We start from the raw sequence: 18329 nt of genomic DNA on the forward strand, positions 1-18329 counted from the left end.
AGGATTTGGGTGAGTGGCCGTAGCTCGTTTCTGATCGTCGCGAACCGGTTGCCGGTGGATCGGACGGTCGGGCCTGACGGCACGGCCTCATGGCGTAGAAGCCCAGGGGGACTGGTCACCGCGATCGCACCGGTGATGCAGCGCCGCCACGGCGCCTGGCTCGGCTGGCACGGCGCGGCCGAGGAGGAGCTGGAGCCGTTCGAGCAGGACGGCATGAGCCTCATCCCGGTGCCGCTGTCGGCCCGCGAGGTGGAGCTGTACTACGAGGGCTTCTCCAACGCCACCCTGTGGCCGCTCTACCACGACGTGGCGGTGCCGCCGGTGTTCGAGCGCGACGCCTGGGACGCCTACCGCGCCGTCAACGAGCGCTTCGCCGCCGCCGCGGCCGAGGCCGCCGAGCAGGGCGCGGTCGTCTGGGTGCAGGACTACCAGCTGCAGCTCGTCCCCGCCATGCTGCGCAGGCTCAGGCCGGACCTGCGCATCGGCTTCTTCCTGCACATCCCGTTCCCGCCGGTGGAGCTGTTCTGGCGGCTGCCGTGGCGCAAGGACCTGGTCGAGGGCCTGTTGGGGGCCGACCTGGTGGGCTTCCAGCTTCCTGGCGGGGCGTCGAACTTCCGGATGCTCTGCCGCAGGCTGCTCGGCCTGCCGTACAAGGGGAACGAGATCTTCCTCGACGACCGGGTGGTGACGACGCAGGCGTTCCCGATCTCCGTCGACTTCGGCGAGCTGGACTCGCTGGTGCGCGAGCCGCACATCATCACCCGCGCCAAGGAGATCCGGTTCGAGCTGGGCGACCCCGAGCACGTGCTGCTCGGCGTGGACCGGCTGGACTACACCAAGGGCATCGGCCAGCGCCTGGAGGCGTTCGGCGAGCTGCTCGCGGAGGAGAAGGTCGCGCCGGGCGAGGCGGTGTTCGTGCAGATCGCCACGCCCAGCAGGGAGCGGGTGGAGGAGTACCGCCGCCTGCGCGACGACATCGAGCTGCAGGTCGGCCGCGTCAACGGCGAGCACGCGATGCTCGGGCACCAGCCGATCCAGTACTTCCACCAGTCGTACGGGCGCGAGGAGCTGGCGGCGCTCTACCTGGCCGCCGACGTCATGGTGGTCACGCCGCTGCGCGACGGGATGAACCTGGTCGCCAAGGAGTACGTCTCGTGCCACCACGACCTGCACGGGGCGCTGGTGCTCAGCGAGTTCGCCGGGGCCGCCGACGAGCTGCGGCAGGCGTTCCTGGTCAACCCGTACGACGTCGAGGACGTCAAGCGCCAGATGCTGGCGGCGATGCGGGCCACGCCGCACGAGCTGGCCCGGCGCATGCGCACGATGCGCCGCCGGGTAGCCACCTACGACGTGGACCGCTGGGCCAGTGAGTTCCTCACTGCCCTGGAGTCACCTGCTTCACGGACTTCCACGCCTCGTACCGCTTCTTGGCGGTCCGGTTGACCACGATCTGCGCCACGGACATGCCCACGCCCATGAGAACCGCGTAACCGATCGCCTCGCCCATGGTGACCTCGGGCGAGTCGGGGTCCACCGGCGGCTCCTTGCCGGTGGTCTTCACCCAGACGAACCCGAGGATCTTCCTCGCCGCCCACGCCGTGACCAGACCGACGAGCCCCCCGATCACCCGCCAGGCGATATCGGGCTTGTCCTCTGCCATCTGCACGTCTCCTTCCCCTTTGTAACGAACCATAGTCTCTACCGCTTCTGGGGCCCCAGAAGCCGTACCATTGGGAGGCATGACTCAGCAGCGACTACGCCATGCATCCATGCCCGAGAAACCGACTCTCGACGGCTTGGAGCAGGTATGGGTAGCCCGCTGGGAGGACGAAGGCACCTACCGCTTCGACCGGACGAAGACCCGCGAGCAGGTCTACTCCATCGACACGCCGCCCCCGACCGTCTCAGGCTCCCTCCACGTCGGTCACGTCTTCTCCTACACCCACACCGACACCGTCGCCCGCTTCCAGCGGATGCGCGGGCGAGAAGTTTTCTACCCCATGGGCTGGGACGACAACGGCCTGCCCACGGAGCGCCGGGTGCAGAACCACTTCGGGGTCCGCTGCGACCCCTCGGTGCCGTACGACCGCGACTTCACACCGCCCGCCAAGCCCGATCCCAAGCGGCAGGTGCCGATCTCGCGCGGCAACTTCATCGAGCTGTGCGAGCGCCTCACCGTCGAGGACGAGAAGGCGTTCGAGGAGCTGTGGCGGCGGCTCGGCCTGTCGGTCGACTGGACGATGACGTACGCGACCATCGACGGCCACGCGCGGGCGGCCTCCCAGCGGGCGTTCCTGCGTAACCTGGCCCGGGGCGAGGCCTACCTGGCCGAGGCGCCCACGCTGTGGGACGTCTCCTTCCGCACCGCCGTCGCCCAGGCCGAGCTGGAGGACCGGGAGTGGCCCGGCGCGTTCCACCGCATCTCGTTCTACGGCGAGAAGGGGCCGGTCTGGATCGAGACGACCAGGCCGGAGCTGATCCCGGCCTGCGTGGCTCTGGTGGCGCACCCCGACGACGAGCGCTACAAGCCGCTGTTCGGCACGTCCGTGCTGACGCCGCTGTTCGGCGTCGAGGTGCCGGTGCTCGCCCATCACCTGGCCGAGCCCGACAAGGGCTCGGGCATCGCGATGATCTGTACGTTCGGCGACGTCACCGACGTCACCTGGTGGCGTGAGCTGAACCTGCCGACCAGGCCGGTCGTCGGCCGCGACGGGCGGCTGCTGCCCGAGCCGCCCGAGGGCGTCGAGGCGGAGCCGTACAAGGAGCTGGCGGGCAAGACGGTGCACAGCGCCCGCGAGCGCATCGTGGAGTTGCTGCGCGAGTCCGGCGACCTCGACGGCGACCCGCGGCCCGTCCAGCGGACGGTGAAGTTCTACGAGAAGGGCGACAGGCCGCTCGAGATCGTCACCACCCGGCAGTGGTACATCCGCAACGGCGGGCGCGACCCGGAGCTGCGGGAGCGGCTGCTGGGCAGGGGCGCCGAGCTGAGCTGGCACCCGGCCCACATGCGGGTCCGCTACGACAACTGGGTGCAGGGGCTGGCGGGCGACTGGCTGATCTCCAGGCAGCGCTTCTTCGGCGTGCCGTTCCCCGTCTGGTACCCGCTCGACGCCGCGGGCGAGCCCGACTACGCCAACCCGCTGGTGCCGCCGGAGGGCGAGCTGCCGATCGACCCGTCGTCGCAGGTGCCCCCCGGGTACACCGAGGCGCAGCGGGGCGTGCCCGGCGGCTTCGTCGGCGACCCCGACGTGATGGACACCTGGGCCACCTCCTCGCTCTCGCCGGAGATCGCCGGCGGCTGGGAGCGCGACCCCGACCTGTTCTCCAGGGTCTTCCCGATGGACCTGCGCCCGCAGGCCCACGAGATCATCCGTACCTGGCTGTTCTCCACCGTGGTCCGGGCGCACCAGGAGTTCGGCACGCTGCCGTGGAGCGACGTGGCGATCTCCGGGTGGATCCTCGACCCCGACCGCAAGAAGATGTCCAAGTCCAAGGGGAACGTCACCACCCCGCTGGGCCTGCTGGAGGAGTACGGCTCCGACGCGGTCCGCTACTGGGCGGCCAGCGGGCGCCCCGGCACCGACACCGCCTTCGACACCGGCCAGATCAAGGTCGGGCGGCGGCTCGCCATCAAGATCCTGAACGCGTCCAAGTTCGTGCTGTCCTTCCCGGAGACGGTGGGGGAGGTCACCGAGCCGCTCGACCTGGCGATGCTCGCCGCCCTGTCGGACGTGGTCAAGGAGGCCACGGAGGCGTTCGAGAACTACGACTACACCAGGGCGCTGGAGGCCGCGGAGCGGTTCTTCTGGTCGTTCTGCGACGACTACCTGGAGCTGGTCAAGGGCCGCGCCTACGACTCCGACGCGGCCGCCGCCTCGGCCCACGCCGCCCTGCGGCAGGCCCTGGACGTCCAGCTGCGGTTGTTCGCCCCGTTCCTCCCGTTCGTCACGGAGGAGGTGTGGTCCTGGTGGCGTGACGGCAGCGTCCACCGGGCCGCGTGGCCGTCGTCCGGGCCCGCCACCGGCAACGGCCAGGGCGATCCCGCGGTGCTGTCGGTGGCCTCGGAGGTGCTCAGGCAGGTCCGCAAGGCCAAGTCCGCGGCCAAGCTGTCGATGCGGGCCGAGGTCTCGCGGCTCACCGTCTCCGGTCCTGAGGTGGAGCTGGCACGGCAAGCGCAGGACGACCTGTGCGGGGCGGGCAACGTCGAGGAGTTCGTCCTCGACGACGGCCCGGAGTTCCTGGTCGACGTGGTCCTCGTCGAGGATCAGTAGTCGCACACCCCCGTCGGGAAGATCGCCTCAAGGCGGTCCCGCTCGGCGGGGGACGGCTGCCACGTCCCGTAGAGGCCGCGCTCGATGGCCCGCGCCACCGGCTGGAGCCTGCACGCGTAGACCCCGCCCTTCAGCGGGCCGCCCGCCACGACCCGGGCGGTCGAGTGGAGCGGGAACTTCGCCGTGCAGGCGCCGGCGGGCCTGCCGTCCAGGATGCCGTCCCAGACGTGCGGGCCCGCGGCGAGCTGCGCGCCGTCGGTGGCGAAGCAGCGGTCCACGGCCGTGGCGGGCCGGTTGCCCGTCACGCCGCGCGACGGGTTCGCCCGGATGTTGGCCAGCCACTCGTCCATGACCTGCAGCGCCTCCGGCGTCTGGTCGAAGCGGGGGCCGTCGGGGCGGGCGTCGGTGAACCAGATGACCTGGTTGCCGGCGTCGCCGTCGAAGTCCAGCATCCGCTGCCGCGAGGCGAACGACTGGTGCGCGTCGTGCATGTCGAGCTGGTCTTCCAGGTAGTGGCGCCAGTCGATGACCGGGATGTCGATGGCGCCGCGGAACACCAGCCCGCTGCGCGTCACGTTCCTGATCGCCACCGGGTCACCGGCGCGCCGCGGCGCGGGGTCGCCCGACCGGGCGTTGCGGGCGCTCCACGGGTCGAAGTCGGTGGCGCACTCGGTGAACGGGCAGCCCTCCTGGACCATGTCCGCCGCCTCCTTCCACGAGCCGACCCGGGCGTTCACGTCGAGGAACTCGGCGGGCGTGATCACGCCGTCCACGAGCGCCCGCAGCCCGTACTGGACGCCGACGTTGTCCCAGGTGGACCGGGCGTAGCCGTCGAGGCCGACGCCGTAGACGTTGCGCAGGTCATCCCAGTGCGTCCACTGGACGGTGTCCTTGACGCCCGGCGGGTCCATCTGCTTCCACTCCGGGTCGTTGTTGGACGTCCAGAGCGGGTTCATGGTCAGCGGGGTCAGGCCGCGCCAGCCCTTGACGCACTCGTCGGAGCCGGGCTTGCCGGTGTACGCGTTCGGCACGGTGTCGCTGGCGTTCATGCCGATCAGCGCGGACCGGTCGTCCCAGCGGGCCCAGCGCGGGTTGTGGTCCATGTAGTTCTCGAGCAGCTCGCAGTCGCCGACGTGGATCGTCTGGGTGACCATGTCGGGGAAGGAGTACTGCGCGATGGCGGCGTCGATCACCCGGTCGCCGTAGTTCTGCCCGTAGAGGTACTGCTGGATGGCGCCGCCCGAGCCGCCCACGCCGACCGTGTACAGCGGCACGCCGTACTGCTCGACGAAGCGCTCCTTGACCATGAGCGCCGTCTCGCCGCCCAGGATCAGGTTGTAGTGGGTCGAGGTGCGGGTGCCGGACGAGTACAGGATCGCGTAGCCCTTGCCCAGCCCGTACGGGTCGAGCGCGCTTCCGCCGAGCGTGCCCTGGTCGTGGCCGATCCCCACGCCGCCGTCGAAGCGGTACATCGCCCGGCCGTTCCAGCCGTTCTCCACCATCGCGATCGAGTAGAGGAACCGGTTGATCACGCCGCGCTCGCGCCGCACCACGAAGTCCACGGTCCGCCCGTCGAGCAGCGTGGTGGTCGTCATGTCGGCGGGACGCTGCGACGGCATCGCCTTGAACGTCCCGTCGGTGGCGCGGTAGAGCCGGTCGGTCACCGTGGGCGCGAAGCAGTCCCTGCTCCAGCCGCCCGCCACGCGCATGCCCTGGCCGTCCTGGTTGTCGACGGCGGGCGGGCCGAGGCCGCTCCGCTCGGTCTTACACAGGAACGGGTACTGGTGCGGCCCGGAGAAGATCGGCCCCGAGACGGGGTGGTTGCGGACCTTCAGCGTCTCCCGGCGCGGCCCGTCGGACGCGGTGATCGTGTTGACCCCGTCGGACAGGCCGGTCACCAGCCCGGTGGCCGTGCGCCCTCCCAGGTCGGGCTTGAAGGCCGCGGTCACGTCCTCGCCGTTGCGCGTCACCGTTAATCGGTGGCCCGTGCGCACCCTGACCAGGGCGTCGCCGCCGCTTACCTGGTCCGCGCGGCTGGAGAGCACCTCCAGCGCGAGGTTCCCGCCGGTGGAGGCGAGCGCGGGAACCGAGGGCCCGGCCGCGAGAGCGGAGATCGCGGCGATGACCGTCAAAACCTTCATGACCTTGACGGTGACACGCCGGTCCCTCCCTGCCCAGACCCGATCTTTTAACGGTGCGCATCATCGCTTGGGACGTGCCAGTCTTGAAACCGTGCTGACCGACCGCCCAACCAAGCTCGTGCCGCCTGTGCTGGCCAAGATGGCCGCATGGTCCGCGTGCCTGATCCTCGTCGGCGTGGTCGTCTACTTCTTCGCCCAGGCGATCGCGCGGCTCAGCATCGTCGCGCTGCCCGTGGCGATCGCGCTGCTGCTCACCGCGTTGCTCTTCCCGCTGACGAAGAACCTGCGCGAGGCGGGCATGCGGCCCATCTACGCGACCTGGATCACCATGATGGTCGCGCTCGCGGTGCTCACCGGCACCGGCTGGCTGGTGGGCGCACGGGCCACCGAAGAGTTCCCCAACCTGGTCAAGCAGGTGCAGGCGACAGCCCGCGACGTGCAGAACTGGCTGATCACCGGCCCGCTGCACCTGAAAGAGGCGCAGATCACCGGGTACGTCGACGAGATCGCCAACATGGTCAACACCCAGCAGTCGGCGATCACCGGCACCGTGCTGACCGCCGGAGCCGTCGCCTTCGAGGTGCTCGCCTCCCTCGTGCTGCTGCTGTTCGTCACGTTCTTCCTGCTCAAGGACGGCGACCGGATCTGGGCCTGGTTCCTCAGGGCGTTCGGCGCGATGTCGCCGCGGGTCGACAGGGCGGGCCGGGCCGCCTGGGCCACGCTCTCGCACTACGTGCAGGGCACCGTGGGCGTCGCCGCGGTGCACGGCGTCATCATGGGCATCGTCCTCGCCGGGATGGGGGTGCCGCTCTGGGCGCCGCTGGCCGTGCTGATCTTCTTCGCCAGCTTCATCCCGATCGTCGGCATCTTCTTCGCCGGCACGGTGGCCACGCTCGTCACGCTCGGCGCCAAGGGGCCCGTGTACGCGCTGATCTTCGTCGGCATCCTGGTCGTGGAGCAGCAGCTGGAGAACCACGTGCTGCAACCGCTCATCGTGGGCAGGGCGCTCAACTTCCACCCGCTCGCCATCATCCTGGTGCTGGCCGTGGGCGGCATCCTGGGCGGCATCGCGGGCGCGGCCGTGGCCGTGCCGGTCGCCGCGGTGATCTACCGGGCGCTGCCGGAGCTCAGGCACGAGACGCCCGCGCTGCCCCCGCCCGCCGAGGAGTCCCCGCCCTCGGGCGGGCCCCCGTCCGGCGGCCCGCCCAGCGGCTCCGCCGACCCCGGAGGGCCGGTTGCCGGTGGTTCGCAGGCCGGCTCCGGTAGGCCGGCTGCCGATGGTCTGTCCGCCGAGGGCGAAGAGACGGCCCACACGGAGTAACCTCATCCCTCGTGACCCGTTCCACCCCGTCGCCGCCGGTACGACACTCCACCGGCGCGCCCGGTACGGCGGGATCACGGGCGGGAAGGCGTACCGTGAGGCTGAGGGGTGAAATCCCTCACGTCCCCGTGGCGGAGCTGTCCATGGGGCCGCCCATGGAGGCGGAGTACGGCGCCGCGGCGGCCATCAGGGAACACGTCGCGCGACACCACGACTACGAGGGGAAACCTTGAGCGACACGGAGGTCCTCATCCAGCGGCTCGACCCGGAGCTGCCGCTGCCGTCCTACGCCCATCCGGGCGACGCGGGCGCCGACCTCTATGCGGCCGAGGACGTCGAGCTGCTGCCGGGCGAGCGCGCGGTGGTCGGCACGGGAGTGGCGATCGCGCTGCCCGTCGGCTACGCGGCGTTCGTGCACCCGCGCTCGGGGCTGGCGGCCAGGCACGGCGTGACCCTGGTCAACGCGCCCGGCACGGTCGACGCCGGGTACCGGGGCGAGATCAGGGTGACGCTGATCAACACCGACGCCAAGGAGCCCTTCCGCCTCCAGCGCGGCGACCGGGTGGCCCAGCTCGTCGTCCAGCGGGTGGAGCGGGCGGTCTTCGCCGAGGTGGAACGGCTGCCCGGCTCCACACGCGGCGCCAACGGGTTCGGTTCGACAGGACGCTAGCCAGGGGAGCGCGCCCCGCGGGGCGCGCGACCACACGGACAGGAGAGTGAGACAAGTGTTCCGACGTCGCCGTCGTGAGCAGCCGGAGCAGGCAGCCGACCAGGCGCCCGCCGCGCCCCAGCGCGAGTCCGGCCCGTGGGACGCCGACGAGCCCCACCCCGGCACCGACCGCATCGACCTGGGCGGCCTGCGGGTGCCGAACCACCCCGACTTCGACATCCGGCTGGCCTCCGTCGGAGACCAGCACGTCGGCGTCGTGGTGCTCCACGAGGAGAGCACGCTGCAGGTCCAGGCGCTGGCCGCGCCGAAGACGATGGGCCTCTGGGACGAGGTCAAGACCAAGATCGCCTCGCAGGCGAAGACCCTGCAGGAGGTCGAGGGCCCGTTCGGCGCCGAACTGACCGGCGAGGTGACCAACCAGGGCGAGACCCGCCCGGTCCGCTACCTCGGCATCGACGGCCCGCGCTGGTTCCTGCTCGCCGTCGTCAGCGGCAAGGCCGCCGTCGACGAGCAGGCCGCGGCCGAACTGCTGACCTTCGTCAGAGACGTCGTGGTCGTCAGAGGCGACGAGCCGATGGCCCGTGAAGAGCCGATCCCGCTGCGCCGGCCGAACGATCAGGCCGCCGAGACCAGCGAGTCCGCGGCCTTCAACCCGTTCCGACGAGGGCCGGAAATCAGCGAGATTCGCTGACGACTTCCATCGCATAGGCTGAACCATCATGAGTACGGCAGAGCCCTCCAAACGCGGGGGATTGCGCGGCTTCTTCAGTCGGCTGGCCTCACCCCAGTCCGAGATCGAGGCCCAGGAACTGCGAGAAGACGTCGAACAGCACGGCGCCACCCCCATCGTCTCGTGTGGCGGCCGCCGTCGCTTCTGCGTGGCCGGTACGCTACGTACGGTGACTCTGCGTCCGCGGGGCGGCGCGCCCGCCCTGGAGGCCGAGCTTTACGACGGGTCGGACGTGATCGACCTCGTCTGGCTCGGCCGTCGCAAGATCGCAGGCATCGAGCCTGGCCGCACGGTCAGGGCCGAGGGCCTGGTCAGCATGCAGGACGGACGCAAGGTGATGTTCAATCCGCGCTACGAGCTGCGTCCGGGGAGTTGATCTGGTGAGTGGTGAGGCGGAAGAGGTCGCCCACGACACCGTGGAGGCGGCGGTGCGGGCTCAGCTCGCCAAGGCGTTCGGCGGCGTGCGCGGCATCATCGAGGCAGCCGTCCCGACGGTGGCGTTCACGATCTCCTGGATCACGACCGAAGAGCTGAAGCTGTCGCTCATCATCAGCATCACGCTGTCGGTGCTGCTGCTGGTGGCGCGGATCGCGCAGCGGTCGACGCCGCAGTTCGTGATCAACAGCCTGATCGGCATCGCCATCGGCGCGTTCTTCGCCAGCCGCACCGGCGACGCCAAGGACTACTTCCTGCCCGGGATCCTGTGGAACGCCGGCTACGCCGTCGCCATGCTGCTGTCGATCGTCACCCGCTGGCCGGTCGTCGGCTTCCTGATCGGCTCGGTCACCGGCGACCCCACCGGCTGGCGCAAGGACCCCGGCATCGTGAAGCTGTGCAGCAGGCTCACCTGGCTGCTGCTGGTGCCGTGCGTGGTCAGGGTGGCCGTGCAGCTTCCCGTGTGGCTGTTCGGCGGCGGCGACAAGGCCGTCGCCGCGCTCGGCGTCGCCAAGATCGCGATGGGCTGGCCGCTCCAGGTGGCCGCGCTCGGCGCGATGCTGTGGGTGCTCGGCAGGGGCCGGACTCCGCTGAAACCGCCCGTCGCCCCTGCCTGAACCCGCCACGCCTGTGAGAGCAGGCCCCGCCGGAACCGGCTCCGTCCAGTGCCGTCGGAGCCTGTGCTCCGACTTCGCCCAGTGCGGTTATGGCTACTGCGGTGAGAGCTAGTGCTGTGAGAGCAGGTGCGCGAGCTCCTGCTCCACCTCCTGGCTGGCGACGAACAGCAGCTCGTCGCCGGCCTCCAGCGGGTCGTCGGCGGTGGGCACCAGCACCCGGCCCTCGCGCAGGATCGCCACCAGCGCCGCGTCGGTCGGCCACGGCACCGACCCGGCGCGCTGGCCCACCACGGGCGCGTCCTCGGCCAGCGTCAGCTCCACCAGGTTGGCCTGGCCCTGGCGGAACGTCATCAGCCGCACCAGGTCGCCGACGCTCACCGCCTCCTCCACCAGCGCGCTCAGCAGGCGCGGGGTCGAGACGGCCACGTCGACACCCCACGACTCGTTGAACAGCCACTCGTTGTTGGGGTGGTTGATGCGGGCGACCACGCGCGGCACGCCGTACTCGGTCTTGGCCAGCAGCGACACCACCAGGTTGACCTTGTCGTCGCCGGAGGAGGCGACCACCACGTGGCAGTTGCTCAGACCCGCCTCGTCGAGGGAGGCGATCTCGCAGGCGTCGGCCAGCAGCCACTCCGCCCGCGGCACGCTGTCGATCTTGATGGCCCGGGGGTCGATGTCGATGAGCAGGACCTCGTGCCCGTTCTCCAGCAGCTCGGCCGCGATGGACCGGCCCACGGCTCCCGCCCCGGCGATGGCGACGCGCATCAGTGGTCCTCTTCCGGTGCCGCGGCGAGCACCTTGTTGATCCGGTCCATGTCGTTCTCGGCGGCGACGACGTGCAGCACGTCACCCTCCTGCACCACGGTGTCCTCGGCGACGACCAGAGACTCGCCCATCCGGTTGATGAAGGCGGCGCGGGTGCGCACCCGGCTCTCCAGGTCGAGCACGCGGGTGCCGATCCACGCCGAGTGCACGGTGACCTCGGCGAGGATGACCGTGCCGGTGGGGTCGCGCCAGAGCGGCTCGGCGCCCTCGGGCAGGATGCGGCGCAGGATCTGGTCGGCGGTCCAGCGCACGGTCGCCACCGTGGGGATGCCCAGCCGTTGGTAGACCTCGGCCCGCCGGGGGTCGTAGATGCGGGCGACCACGTTGTCGACGCCGAACGTCTCGCGCGCCACCCGGGCGGAGATGATGTTGGAGTTGTCGCCGCTGGAGACCGCGACGTACGCGGCGGCGGATTCGATGCCCGCCTCGGTCAGCACGTCGCGGTCGAAGCCGATGCCGGTCACCCGGCGGCCGCGGAACCCGGCACGGAGCCGTCGGAACGCCTGCGGGTCGCGATCGATGATCGCCACAGAATGTCCGTTGTCCTCGAGGATGTGGGCCAGGGTCGAGCCGACCCGTCCACAACCCATGATCACGATATGCATACTCCCCCGAACTCCACGGTCGGCCGGTTGCTCGACACCAGTATGGCCCGAGGGGGGAGCGCTGCGTTTACGTCCCCAACATGGGGCTAGCATCTCGTTCTGTGGCGAAGGTAACGGATCTTGTCAAACGCGTGCTCGTGGGGCGCGCCCTGCGTAGCGGGCAACTCCACGAGCAACTCCTGCCCAAACGCATTGCTCTGCCGGTCTTCGCCAGCGACGCTCTTTCCTCCGTGGCGTACGCGCCGCAGGAGATTTTGGTCATCCTGTCGCTGGCAGGCGTCTCGTTCTACACGTACAGCCCCTGGGTGGCGGCGGCCGTCGTGGTCGTGATGCTCACGGTGGTGGCGTCGTACCGGCAGAACGTGCACGCCTATCCCAGCGGCGGCGGCGACTACGAGGTCGCCACCACCAACCTGGGCAAGAACGCCGGGCTCACCGTCGCCAGCGCCCTCATGGTCGACTACGTGCTGACCGTGGCGGTGTCGGTGGCCAACGGCGTCGACTACGTCGGCGCGACGATCCCGTTCGTCGGCGAGCACAAACCGGCGGTCGCCATCGTCATCGTGATTCTTCTCACGGTGGTCAACCTGCGTGGCCTGCGCGAGTCGGGGGTCGCCTTCGCGATCCCGACCTACGCGTTCATGGTCGCCGTGATCGGGCTGGTCGCCTGGGGCCTCTTCCGGCTGCTCGTTCTCGGCGACGAGCTGCGGGCGCCGAGCGCCGGGTTCGACATCGTTCCCGAGCAGACCAACCTGGCGACCTTCGCGGCGGTCTTCCTGATCCTGCGCGCGTTCTCGTCCGGGTGCGCGGCGCTGACCGGTGTCGAGGCCATCAGCAACGGCGTGCCCGCCTTCCGCAAGCCCAAGAGCAAGAACGCCGCCACCACGCTGCTCATGATGGGCGTGATCGCGATCACCATGTTCGGCGGCATCATCGCCCTCGGCCTGGCCTCGGGGGTGAAGGTGGCCGAGCCGTCCGTGGTGGCGACCGACCTGCTCGGCCCCGACGGCAAGCCGGTCGGGCCCGGCTACTACCAGCAGCCGATCATCTCGCAGGTGGCCGACGCGGTCTTCGGCGGCGGCTCGCTCCCGTTCATCATCATCTCCGCCGTCACCGCGCTCATCCTGTTCCTGGCCGCCAACACCGCCTTCAACGGCTTCCCCGTGCTCGGCTCGATCCTGGCGCAGGACAGGTACCTGCCGCGCCAGCTGCACACCCGCGGCGACCGGCTGGCCTTCTCCAACGGGATCGTCATCCTGGCGGCCGCGGCCTGCCTGCTGCTCTGGGGCTTCCAGGCCGACGTCAGCCGTCTGCTGAACCTCTACATCGTCGGTGTCTTCGTCTCGTTCACGCTCAGCCAGACCGGCATGGTCATCCACTGGACCCGCCACCTGAAGACGGAGACCGATCCCAAGGTCCGGCACCAGATGCACCGCTCCCGCGCGATCAACTTCTTCGGCGGGATCATGACCGGGCTGGTGCTCGTGGTCGTGCTGCTGACGAAGTTCGTGGCCGGCGCCTGGATCGTGTGCATCGCGATGCCCGTCCTGTTCCTCATGATGAAGGCCATCAGGCGCCACTACGACAACGTGGCCGCCGAGCTGGCGATCACCGAGGAGATCGACGAGCAGATGCTGCCGGCGCGGAACCACGCGATCGTGCTCGTCTCCAAGATCCACAAGCCGACCATGCGGGCGCTCGCCTACGCCCGCGCCACCCGGCCGTCCACGCTGGAGGCGATCACCGTCGGCGTCGAGGGCGAGGAGGCGCGCCAGCTCCAGGAGGAGTGGGAGCGCAGGAGCATCCCCGTCCCGCTGAAGATGCTGGACTCGCCGTACCGCGAGATCACCCAGCCGATCCTCGACTACGTCAAGACGCTGCGCCGCCGCTCGCCCCGCGACGTGGTGACCGTGTTCATCCCCGAGTACGTGGTCGGCCACTGGTGGGAGCACCTGCTGCACAACCAGAGCGCGCTCAGGCTGAAGGCGCGGCTGCTGTTCAAGCCGGGCGTCATGGTGACGAGCGTGCCGTGGCAGCTGCACTCGTCGGACCGGCTCAAGGGCCGCCCGGAGCCGTTCGCCCCCGGCGCGGTGCGCCGCCCCTGGTCTCAGACGAACAAGGACGACGAGGTCAGGAGCCGCTGAGCACGGCCCGCAGCCGTTGCGTGTCGGCCTGCGTCCACCCTGCCGGGGCCGCGACCGCCGCCCATCCGTCGGCGATGTTCGCGCCGTACCGGTGCCCGTGCTCGGGCGGGACGGACAGCGCCGTCGACATGTCCACCAGCACCTGCCAGAACGTCACCAGCGGGAACCAGTTCATCTGCGGGTTGACGTCGGGCCCGCGCGGCGCCTCCAGCCAGGCGGGCCGGTGGTACAGCAGCTGGGGCGACCACCACACGACAGGGTCCGAGGCGTTCTGCAGGTAGACCACGTGGGGGTGCTGCCACGGGCCCTTCGGCCTGGCGAGGTCGGCGGGGTACTGGGCGAACCGGGCGGTCCGGCCCTGCTGGTAGATCGGCCGCCACACCGGGCTGCCGGGGTCGCGGTGGAAGGTGAGTTCGTTCCAGATGTGGTTGGCGTTCGGCGGCCCCACGAACAGCGCCCCGTCGGCCTTGGCCGTCAGGTCGGGAAGGTCGCGGAAGGCGTTCTCCAGCTCGTACGAGCCGAGGCTCTCGCCCGCCACCACCAGCAGCGGACGGTGGGCCGTGGGCAGGGTCGCCCACCTGGCCCGCACCGCGTCGAACAGGGCCCGGCCGGCGGCCGCCGCCTTGCGCTTGTCGACCAGGAACGACACCCAGCTCGGCAGGTAGGAGTACTGCATCGCGACCATGGCCGAGTCGCCGTTGTACATGTACTCCAGTGACTCGGCGATGTGCTGGTCCACCCAGCCGGTGCCGGTGGTGCCCAGCACGGCCAGCACCGGACGCTCGAACGCGCCGGTGCGCTGCAGCTCCCGCACGGCCAGCGCCGCCTGCTGCTCGGGCGAGGCGGTGGCGCCGAGCCCGACGTACACCCTGATCGGCTGGGCGGCACGCTTGCCGGAGAACGCGGTGAGCTGCGCCGGTGTGGTGGCGGTGCCGGTGAAGTTCCTGCCCTCCCTGCCCAGCGACTCCCAGCTGACCAGCGAGCCGGGGCCGCCCGACAGCAGCGGCGAGGCGGGACGCTTGAGCCCGGGACGGGTGGTGAGGTTGGTCACCGAGGAGACGTCGCTCATCGCGTTGACGAAACCGGAGAACAGCACGTCGTTGGCGAACACCGCGACCAGTAAGGCGATGACGAGGATGCCGATGGCGTGGCCGACGTAGGCGTTGACGTAGCGGTCGAGCCAGTCGATCAGCCGCCGCCCGCCCAGCCGCACCAGCCGGGCGACGACCAGGAACACCGTGAACAGCACGGCCGACACCGCCAGGATCACCGGAGGGAACCAGCTGATCCGCGTGTCCATGCCCATCAGCGCGCGCAGGCTGCGCTGCCAGTCGTGGCTGTACCAGAGCGAGACGGCCACCAGCCCCGTGGACGTGCCGATCAGCAACTGCCAGGCGTTGCGCCGCCACCGCTCGGGCGGCCGGTACGAGATCACGGCCCGCCCCGCGGCCCCCACCGACGCCCCCACGGCGTAGCCGAGGATCGCGGTGACCGCGCCCATCACTCCCTGGTACTCCCACGTCCGGGGCAGCAGCGACGGCGTCAGGGAGGCGCAGAAGAACAGGACGGCCAGCAGTGTTCCCCCGAAACCGGGCCGCCGTCGCACCACCCGAGTGCTCTCCACGATCGCCTAGCGTAGCCGGTCAACTCGGAAAGTAGCCGCCAAGGTCAGGGCATAGGGTGTCCGTGTGGAACAGGCATCTCTCGAGCTGACGGTAGGTCCGGTCGCGCACGGCGGCTGGTGCGTGGCACGCCATGAAGGGCGGGTGGTCTTCGTCCGGCACGCGCTGCCCGGCGAGCGGGTGATCGCCGAGGTGACCGAAGAGACGGCCCGCTTCCTGAGGGCCGACGCCGTGGAGATCCTCGAGCCGTCGCCCGACCGTGTCGTCCCGCCCTGCCCGTACGCCGGTCCTGGCCGGTGCGGCGGCTGCGACTGGCAGCACGCCACCCTTGAGGCCCAGCGCGCGCTCAAGGCCGACGTGGTGGCCGAGCAGCTGCGCAGGCTCGCCGGCGTCGAACGCGAGGTCGTGGTGGAGGAGGTGCCGGGTGCCAAGGACGGGCTCGGCTGGCGCACCCGCGTGCAGTTCGCCGCCCGTCCCGACGGCGTTCTCGGCTTCCGTCGGCACCGCTCCCACGACATCGAGGCGGTCGACGCCTGCCTGATCGCGCACCCCGAGGTGGAGGCGGTCGGCGCCGAAGGCCACGACTGGCGGGGCGCCGCCGGGGTCGAGGTGATCGCCTCCTCCGGAGGCGACCGCGCTGTCGTCGTCACGCCCAGGCCCCGCCGTAGCGTGACGGTCCCCGAACTCGACGCCCCGGCGTCCATCCTGCTGCACCAGGGCAAGGGCCGCACGGTGCCACGCCGGGGCACGGGCGTCCTGCGCGAACAGGTGGGCGACCGCGAGTTCCGGGTGGCGGGCAGCGGCTTCTGGCAGGTTCACCCCGGCGCGGCCGAGACCCTGCTGGACGCCGTCCTGAGCTACGCGGCCCCCGAGCCGGGGGAGTGGGCGCTCGACCTGTACTGCGGCGTCGGCCTGTTCGCCGCGGGCCTGGCGGAGGCCGTGGGCGAGGAAGGCGCCGTCTTCGGCCTGGAGTCGGAGGAAGCCGCGGTCCGCGACGCCCGCGCCAACCTGCGCGACCTGCCGCAGGCGCGGGTGGAGCGCGGCCGGGTGGAGGAGGCGCTCGACCGCTTCCAGATCGAACGGGCCGACCTGGTGGTGGTCGACCCGCCGAGGTCCGGCCTCGGCCGCGACGTGGTCCACCGGATCGCCGCCCTGGAGGCCACCCGCATCGTCTACGTCTCCTGCGACCCGGCGACGCTCGCCCGCGACCTGGCCTGGCTGGCGGAGCTCGGCTACCCGCTGTCGGACCTGCGCGCCTTCGACGCCTTCCCGATGACCCACCATGTGGAGTGCGTGGCCCTGCTGGTCAGGAACTGAATCATCGCTCTGACCAGCAGAAAGGCAACTGAATACGTCTCGCGTTGTCTCACGGTGTCTCAGTAAATCTCAAGATTATGACGCACCAGTGACGCACGATCATGAAACGCCCCGCCATCCACACGGGACACCGTTGGCGAAGTAGATAAGACAGAAGAAGCCCCGTGATCACCAATGTGATCACGGGGCCATGTCACACGTTGGGGGATGTGTGCCTGGTCAGCTTCACCGCTGAGACCACCAACACGCCTGCGAGGATAGGGATGAGGACCAGGTCCGGGATGACGCCTAGCAGTAGGCCGCCCAGCAGGCTTCTGGCCAGCAGGTTGACCACCACCGTCCAGGGCGCCCGCAGATCGGCGAGGGGAACGGCGGCTGACAGTTTCTGAGATGAGGTGCGGAGCCCCAGATGATCAGGGCGATCGCCACCCGGATGAGAGGCTCCCTAGTAGGACTCACTCCAGAGGTACCAGGGGCCGTGCCAGTGTTCGTAGAGATCCTCGCCCTCGGGCTCAGGCGGCTCACCCTCCGGGCTCCAGGCGAATCCGCTGGTACTGAGAAACCCGGTGCCGTCGATGGCGAAACGCACTCCGCCGGGGATCCTCTCGGCCCGTTCGACCGGGAACAGCCCTATCCATTCGTCGTCTGCGGGCAGCGGAGTGCTGTGTGAGATGGCCCGAGCGCGGCCGTCGAGGGCGGAGCGTGACAGGGCGAAGCGCGCCTCCAGGGGCGCGCCCACGTAGAGTAGGCCGCAAATAAGCAGAAAGATCAGGGGCGGCAGTGACCACACCGGCCATTCGCGACGCAACCGCGCTAAAGGTTCACGCCTGAACAGCATGCGGCCCAGCGTGAGCAGCCATATGAGACCGATGAAGACCCAGACATTGGCGATCAACGCCAGCCACATCAGGTACCAACCTGGAACGCTCGTCGCCCACACGGTCGCCAGGGCCGCGACGACCGTCGGCACGATCGCCACCGCCCGCCCAGGCCGCCAGGTGTCGGGGACGGTTTCCGCCGTGTCCATGCTACGAGCATAGAGATCCACTGGCAGCGGCGGGCATTAGGCCGCTCACGCAGAGAGGACGAGGCGATCGACCCTCACCGGATCGCTGCGACAGGGTCTTACCGGCTCCCGGTCACAGCGGCTGACCCATCACCCACCGGCAAATAGAGGAATCGCAGCCGATCGGCCAAGTCATCGGGCTCCGAACCTGATCCAAGAAACAGCTTTTAGCCGCGCGGGCAGCGCGGTGAGGACCTTGCCGCCTGACAGGAACACTCCGCCATCCCAGCGTTGACCAGGTATTTCTGAACAGATTGCATCAGCTCGGGCAAACAGGTCGCCATAGACGCATTCCAACATTTCGATTGATCTACAACCCCAGGATCGAAACACCTTCTCATCATGCTGCCGGACGCAGAGCGGCGAAATTCCAGGTGCGCGTCGGGGCCAGAGGCGTTCCGGTCAGCCAAGCGTCGAGCCTGGTGAGGTTCATCGCCGCGGCGATGAACAGATGCTGCAGATGGGTCTTGGCGGTCCCGCGGTAGCGGGACCGCCACAGGCCAAAGCCATTTACACCGAGGGCGATGGTGGCCTCCACCCCAGCCCAGCGGGCATAGCGCTG

At 70.0% G+C, this 18329-nt stretch carries 16 protein-coding genes; 9 read left to right on the plus strand and 7 right to left on the minus strand.

The window, feature by feature from the left end:
- Positions 1-9 precede the first annotated feature (9 nt).
- A complete protein-coding gene (locus tag ABZ297_RS33140; RefSeq protein WP_355354511.1) occupies positions 10-1443 on the plus strand; it encodes a trehalose-6-phosphate synthase in 1434 nt (477 codons plus the stop codon).
- Here the strand turns inward: ABZ297_RS33140 and ABZ297_RS33145 are convergent.
- Positions 1376-1660: a DUF4235 domain-containing protein gene (locus tag ABZ297_RS33145; RefSeq protein WP_355354514.1), complete on the minus strand. Its 285-nt coding sequence runs from the start codon at positions 1658-1660 to the stop codon at positions 1376-1378. The genes ABZ297_RS33140 and ABZ297_RS33145 overlap by 68 nt on opposite strands.
- A gap of 109 nt (positions 1661-1769) precedes the next feature.
- Between ABZ297_RS33145 and valS the strand changes: the two genes are divergently transcribed.
- On the plus strand, positions 1770-4271 hold the full coding sequence (gene valS, locus ABZ297_RS33150) for a valine--tRNA ligase (RefSeq protein WP_355354517.1): 2502 nt from the start codon (positions 1770-1772) through the stop codon (positions 4269-4271).
- Here the strand turns inward: valS and ABZ297_RS33155 are convergent.
- Entirely contained in the window at positions 4265-6412 is a 2148-nt protein-coding gene (locus ABZ297_RS33155; RefSeq protein WP_355354520.1) for a DUF6351 family protein, read from the minus strand. The two genes, valS and ABZ297_RS33155, sit on opposite strands and share 7 nt — an antisense overlap.
- 91 nt (positions 6413-6503) lie before the next feature.
- Between ABZ297_RS33155 and ABZ297_RS33160 the strand changes: the two genes are divergently transcribed.
- From ABZ297_RS33160 to ABZ297_RS33180, 5 genes are all read left to right on the plus strand, one after another.
- Positions 6504-7733: an AI-2E family transporter gene (locus ABZ297_RS33160; protein WP_355354523.1), complete on the plus strand. Its 1230-nt coding sequence runs from the start codon at positions 6504-6506 to the stop codon at positions 7731-7733.
- Positions 7734-7962: 229 nt separating this feature from the next.
- Positions 7963-8403, plus strand: a complete 441-nt coding sequence (gene dut / locus ABZ297_RS33165) for a dUTP diphosphatase (RefSeq protein ID WP_355354526.1) — start codon at positions 7963-7965, stop codon at positions 8401-8403.
- 55 nt (positions 8404-8458) lie between these two features.
- A complete protein-coding gene (locus ABZ297_RS33170) occupies positions 8459-9094 on the plus strand; it encodes a DUF3710 domain-containing protein (protein WP_355354528.1) in 636 nt (211 codons plus the stop codon).
- Positions 9095-9122: 28 nt separating this feature from the next.
- Positions 9123-9509, plus strand: a complete 387-nt coding sequence (locus tag ABZ297_RS33175) for an OB-fold nucleic acid binding domain-containing protein (RefSeq protein WP_355354531.1) — start codon at positions 9123-9125, stop codon at positions 9507-9509.
- 4 nt (positions 9510-9513) lie between these two features.
- Positions 9514-10185 (plus strand): DUF3159 domain-containing protein, encoded by a 672-nt coding sequence (locus ABZ297_RS33180; RefSeq protein WP_355354534.1) that lies wholly within the window; start codon positions 9514-9516, stop codon positions 10183-10185.
- A gap of 108 nt (positions 10186-10293) precedes the next feature.
- On the opposite strand, the gene ABZ297_RS33185 is transcribed toward ABZ297_RS33180, so the two are convergent.
- Entirely contained in the window at positions 10294-10953 is a 660-nt protein-coding gene (locus tag ABZ297_RS33185) for a TrkA family potassium uptake protein (protein WP_355354537.1), read from the minus strand.
- Positions 10953-11618, minus strand: coding sequence for a TrkA family potassium uptake protein (locus ABZ297_RS33190; protein WP_355354540.1), 666 nt, complete (start codon positions 11616-11618; stop codon positions 10953-10955). Before ABZ297_RS33190 ends, ABZ297_RS33185 begins: the two co-directional genes overlap by 1 nt.
- A 101-nt stretch (positions 11619-11719) precedes the next feature.
- Here ABZ297_RS33190 and ABZ297_RS33195 point away from each other — a divergent pair, with 101 nt between their 5' ends.
- Positions 11720-13762, plus strand: coding sequence for an APC family permease (locus tag ABZ297_RS33195; protein WP_355354543.1), 2043 nt, complete (start codon positions 11720-11722; stop codon positions 13760-13762).
- On the opposite strand, the gene ABZ297_RS33200 is transcribed toward ABZ297_RS33195, so the two are convergent.
- Positions 13749-15386, minus strand: coding sequence for an alpha/beta-hydrolase family protein (locus ABZ297_RS33200; RefSeq protein ID WP_355354546.1), 1638 nt, complete (start codon positions 15384-15386; stop codon positions 13749-13751). The two genes, ABZ297_RS33195 and ABZ297_RS33200, sit on opposite strands and share 14 nt — an antisense overlap.
- Before the next feature lie 64 nt (positions 15387-15450).
- Between ABZ297_RS33200 and ABZ297_RS33205 the strand changes: the two genes are divergently transcribed.
- Positions 15451-16701, plus strand: a complete 1251-nt coding sequence (locus ABZ297_RS33205) for a class I SAM-dependent RNA methyltransferase (RefSeq protein WP_355354549.1) — start codon at positions 15451-15453, stop codon at positions 16699-16701.
- A 445-nt stretch (positions 16702-17146) separates the two neighbouring features.
- Here ABZ297_RS33205 and ABZ297_RS33210 read toward each other — a convergent pair whose 3' ends face one another.
- Both ABZ297_RS33210 and ABZ297_RS33215 read right to left on the minus strand, forming a co-directional pair.
- Positions 17147-17728 carry a hypothetical protein gene (locus ABZ297_RS33210; RefSeq protein WP_355354552.1) on the minus strand — a complete coding sequence of 194 codons (582 nt, stop codon included), beginning with the start codon at positions 17726-17728 and terminating at the stop codon, positions 17147-17149.
- Positions 17729-18107: 379 nt separating this feature from the next.
- The coding region (locus ABZ297_RS33215) for a transposase (RefSeq protein WP_355354555.1) at positions 18108-18329 on the minus strand (222 nt) is incomplete at its 5' end.

Source organism: Nonomuraea sp. NPDC005983, from assembly GCF_040614375.1.
Classification (GTDB): domain Bacteria; phylum Actinomycetota; class Actinomycetes; order Streptosporangiales; family Streptosporangiaceae; genus Nonomuraea.

What these genes read in the sequence shown, in the direction of transcription:
- ABZ297_RS33175 (WP_355354531.1), top strand. Translation starts at nt 9,123, where the DNA reads ATGAGTACGGCAGAGCCCTCCAAACGCGGGGGATTGCGCGGCTTCTTC.
- ABZ297_RS33190 (WP_355354540.1), bottom strand. Translation starts at nt 11,618, where the DNA reads ATGCATATCGTGATCATGGGTTGTGGACGGGTCGGCTCGACCCTGGCC.
- ABZ297_RS33210 (WP_355354552.1), bottom strand. Translation starts at nt 17,728, where the DNA reads ATGGACACGGCGGAAACCGTCCCCGACACCTGGCGGCCTGGGCGGGCG.
- ABZ297_RS33145 (WP_355354514.1), bottom strand. Translation starts at nt 1,660, where the DNA reads ATGGCAGAGGACAAGCCCGATATCGCCTGGCGGGTGATCGGGGGGCTC.
- valS (WP_355354517.1), top strand. Translation starts at nt 1,770, where the DNA reads ATGCCCGAGAAACCGACTCTCGACGGCTTGGAGCAGGTATGGGTAGCC.
- ABZ297_RS33155 (WP_355354520.1), bottom strand. Translation starts at nt 6,412, where the DNA reads ATGAAGGTTTTGACGGTCATCGCCGCGATCTCCGCTCTCGCGGCCGGG.
- ABZ297_RS33185 (WP_355354537.1), bottom strand. Translation starts at nt 10,953, where the DNA reads ATGCGCGTCGCCATCGCCGGGGCGGGAGCCGTGGGCCGGTCCATCGCG.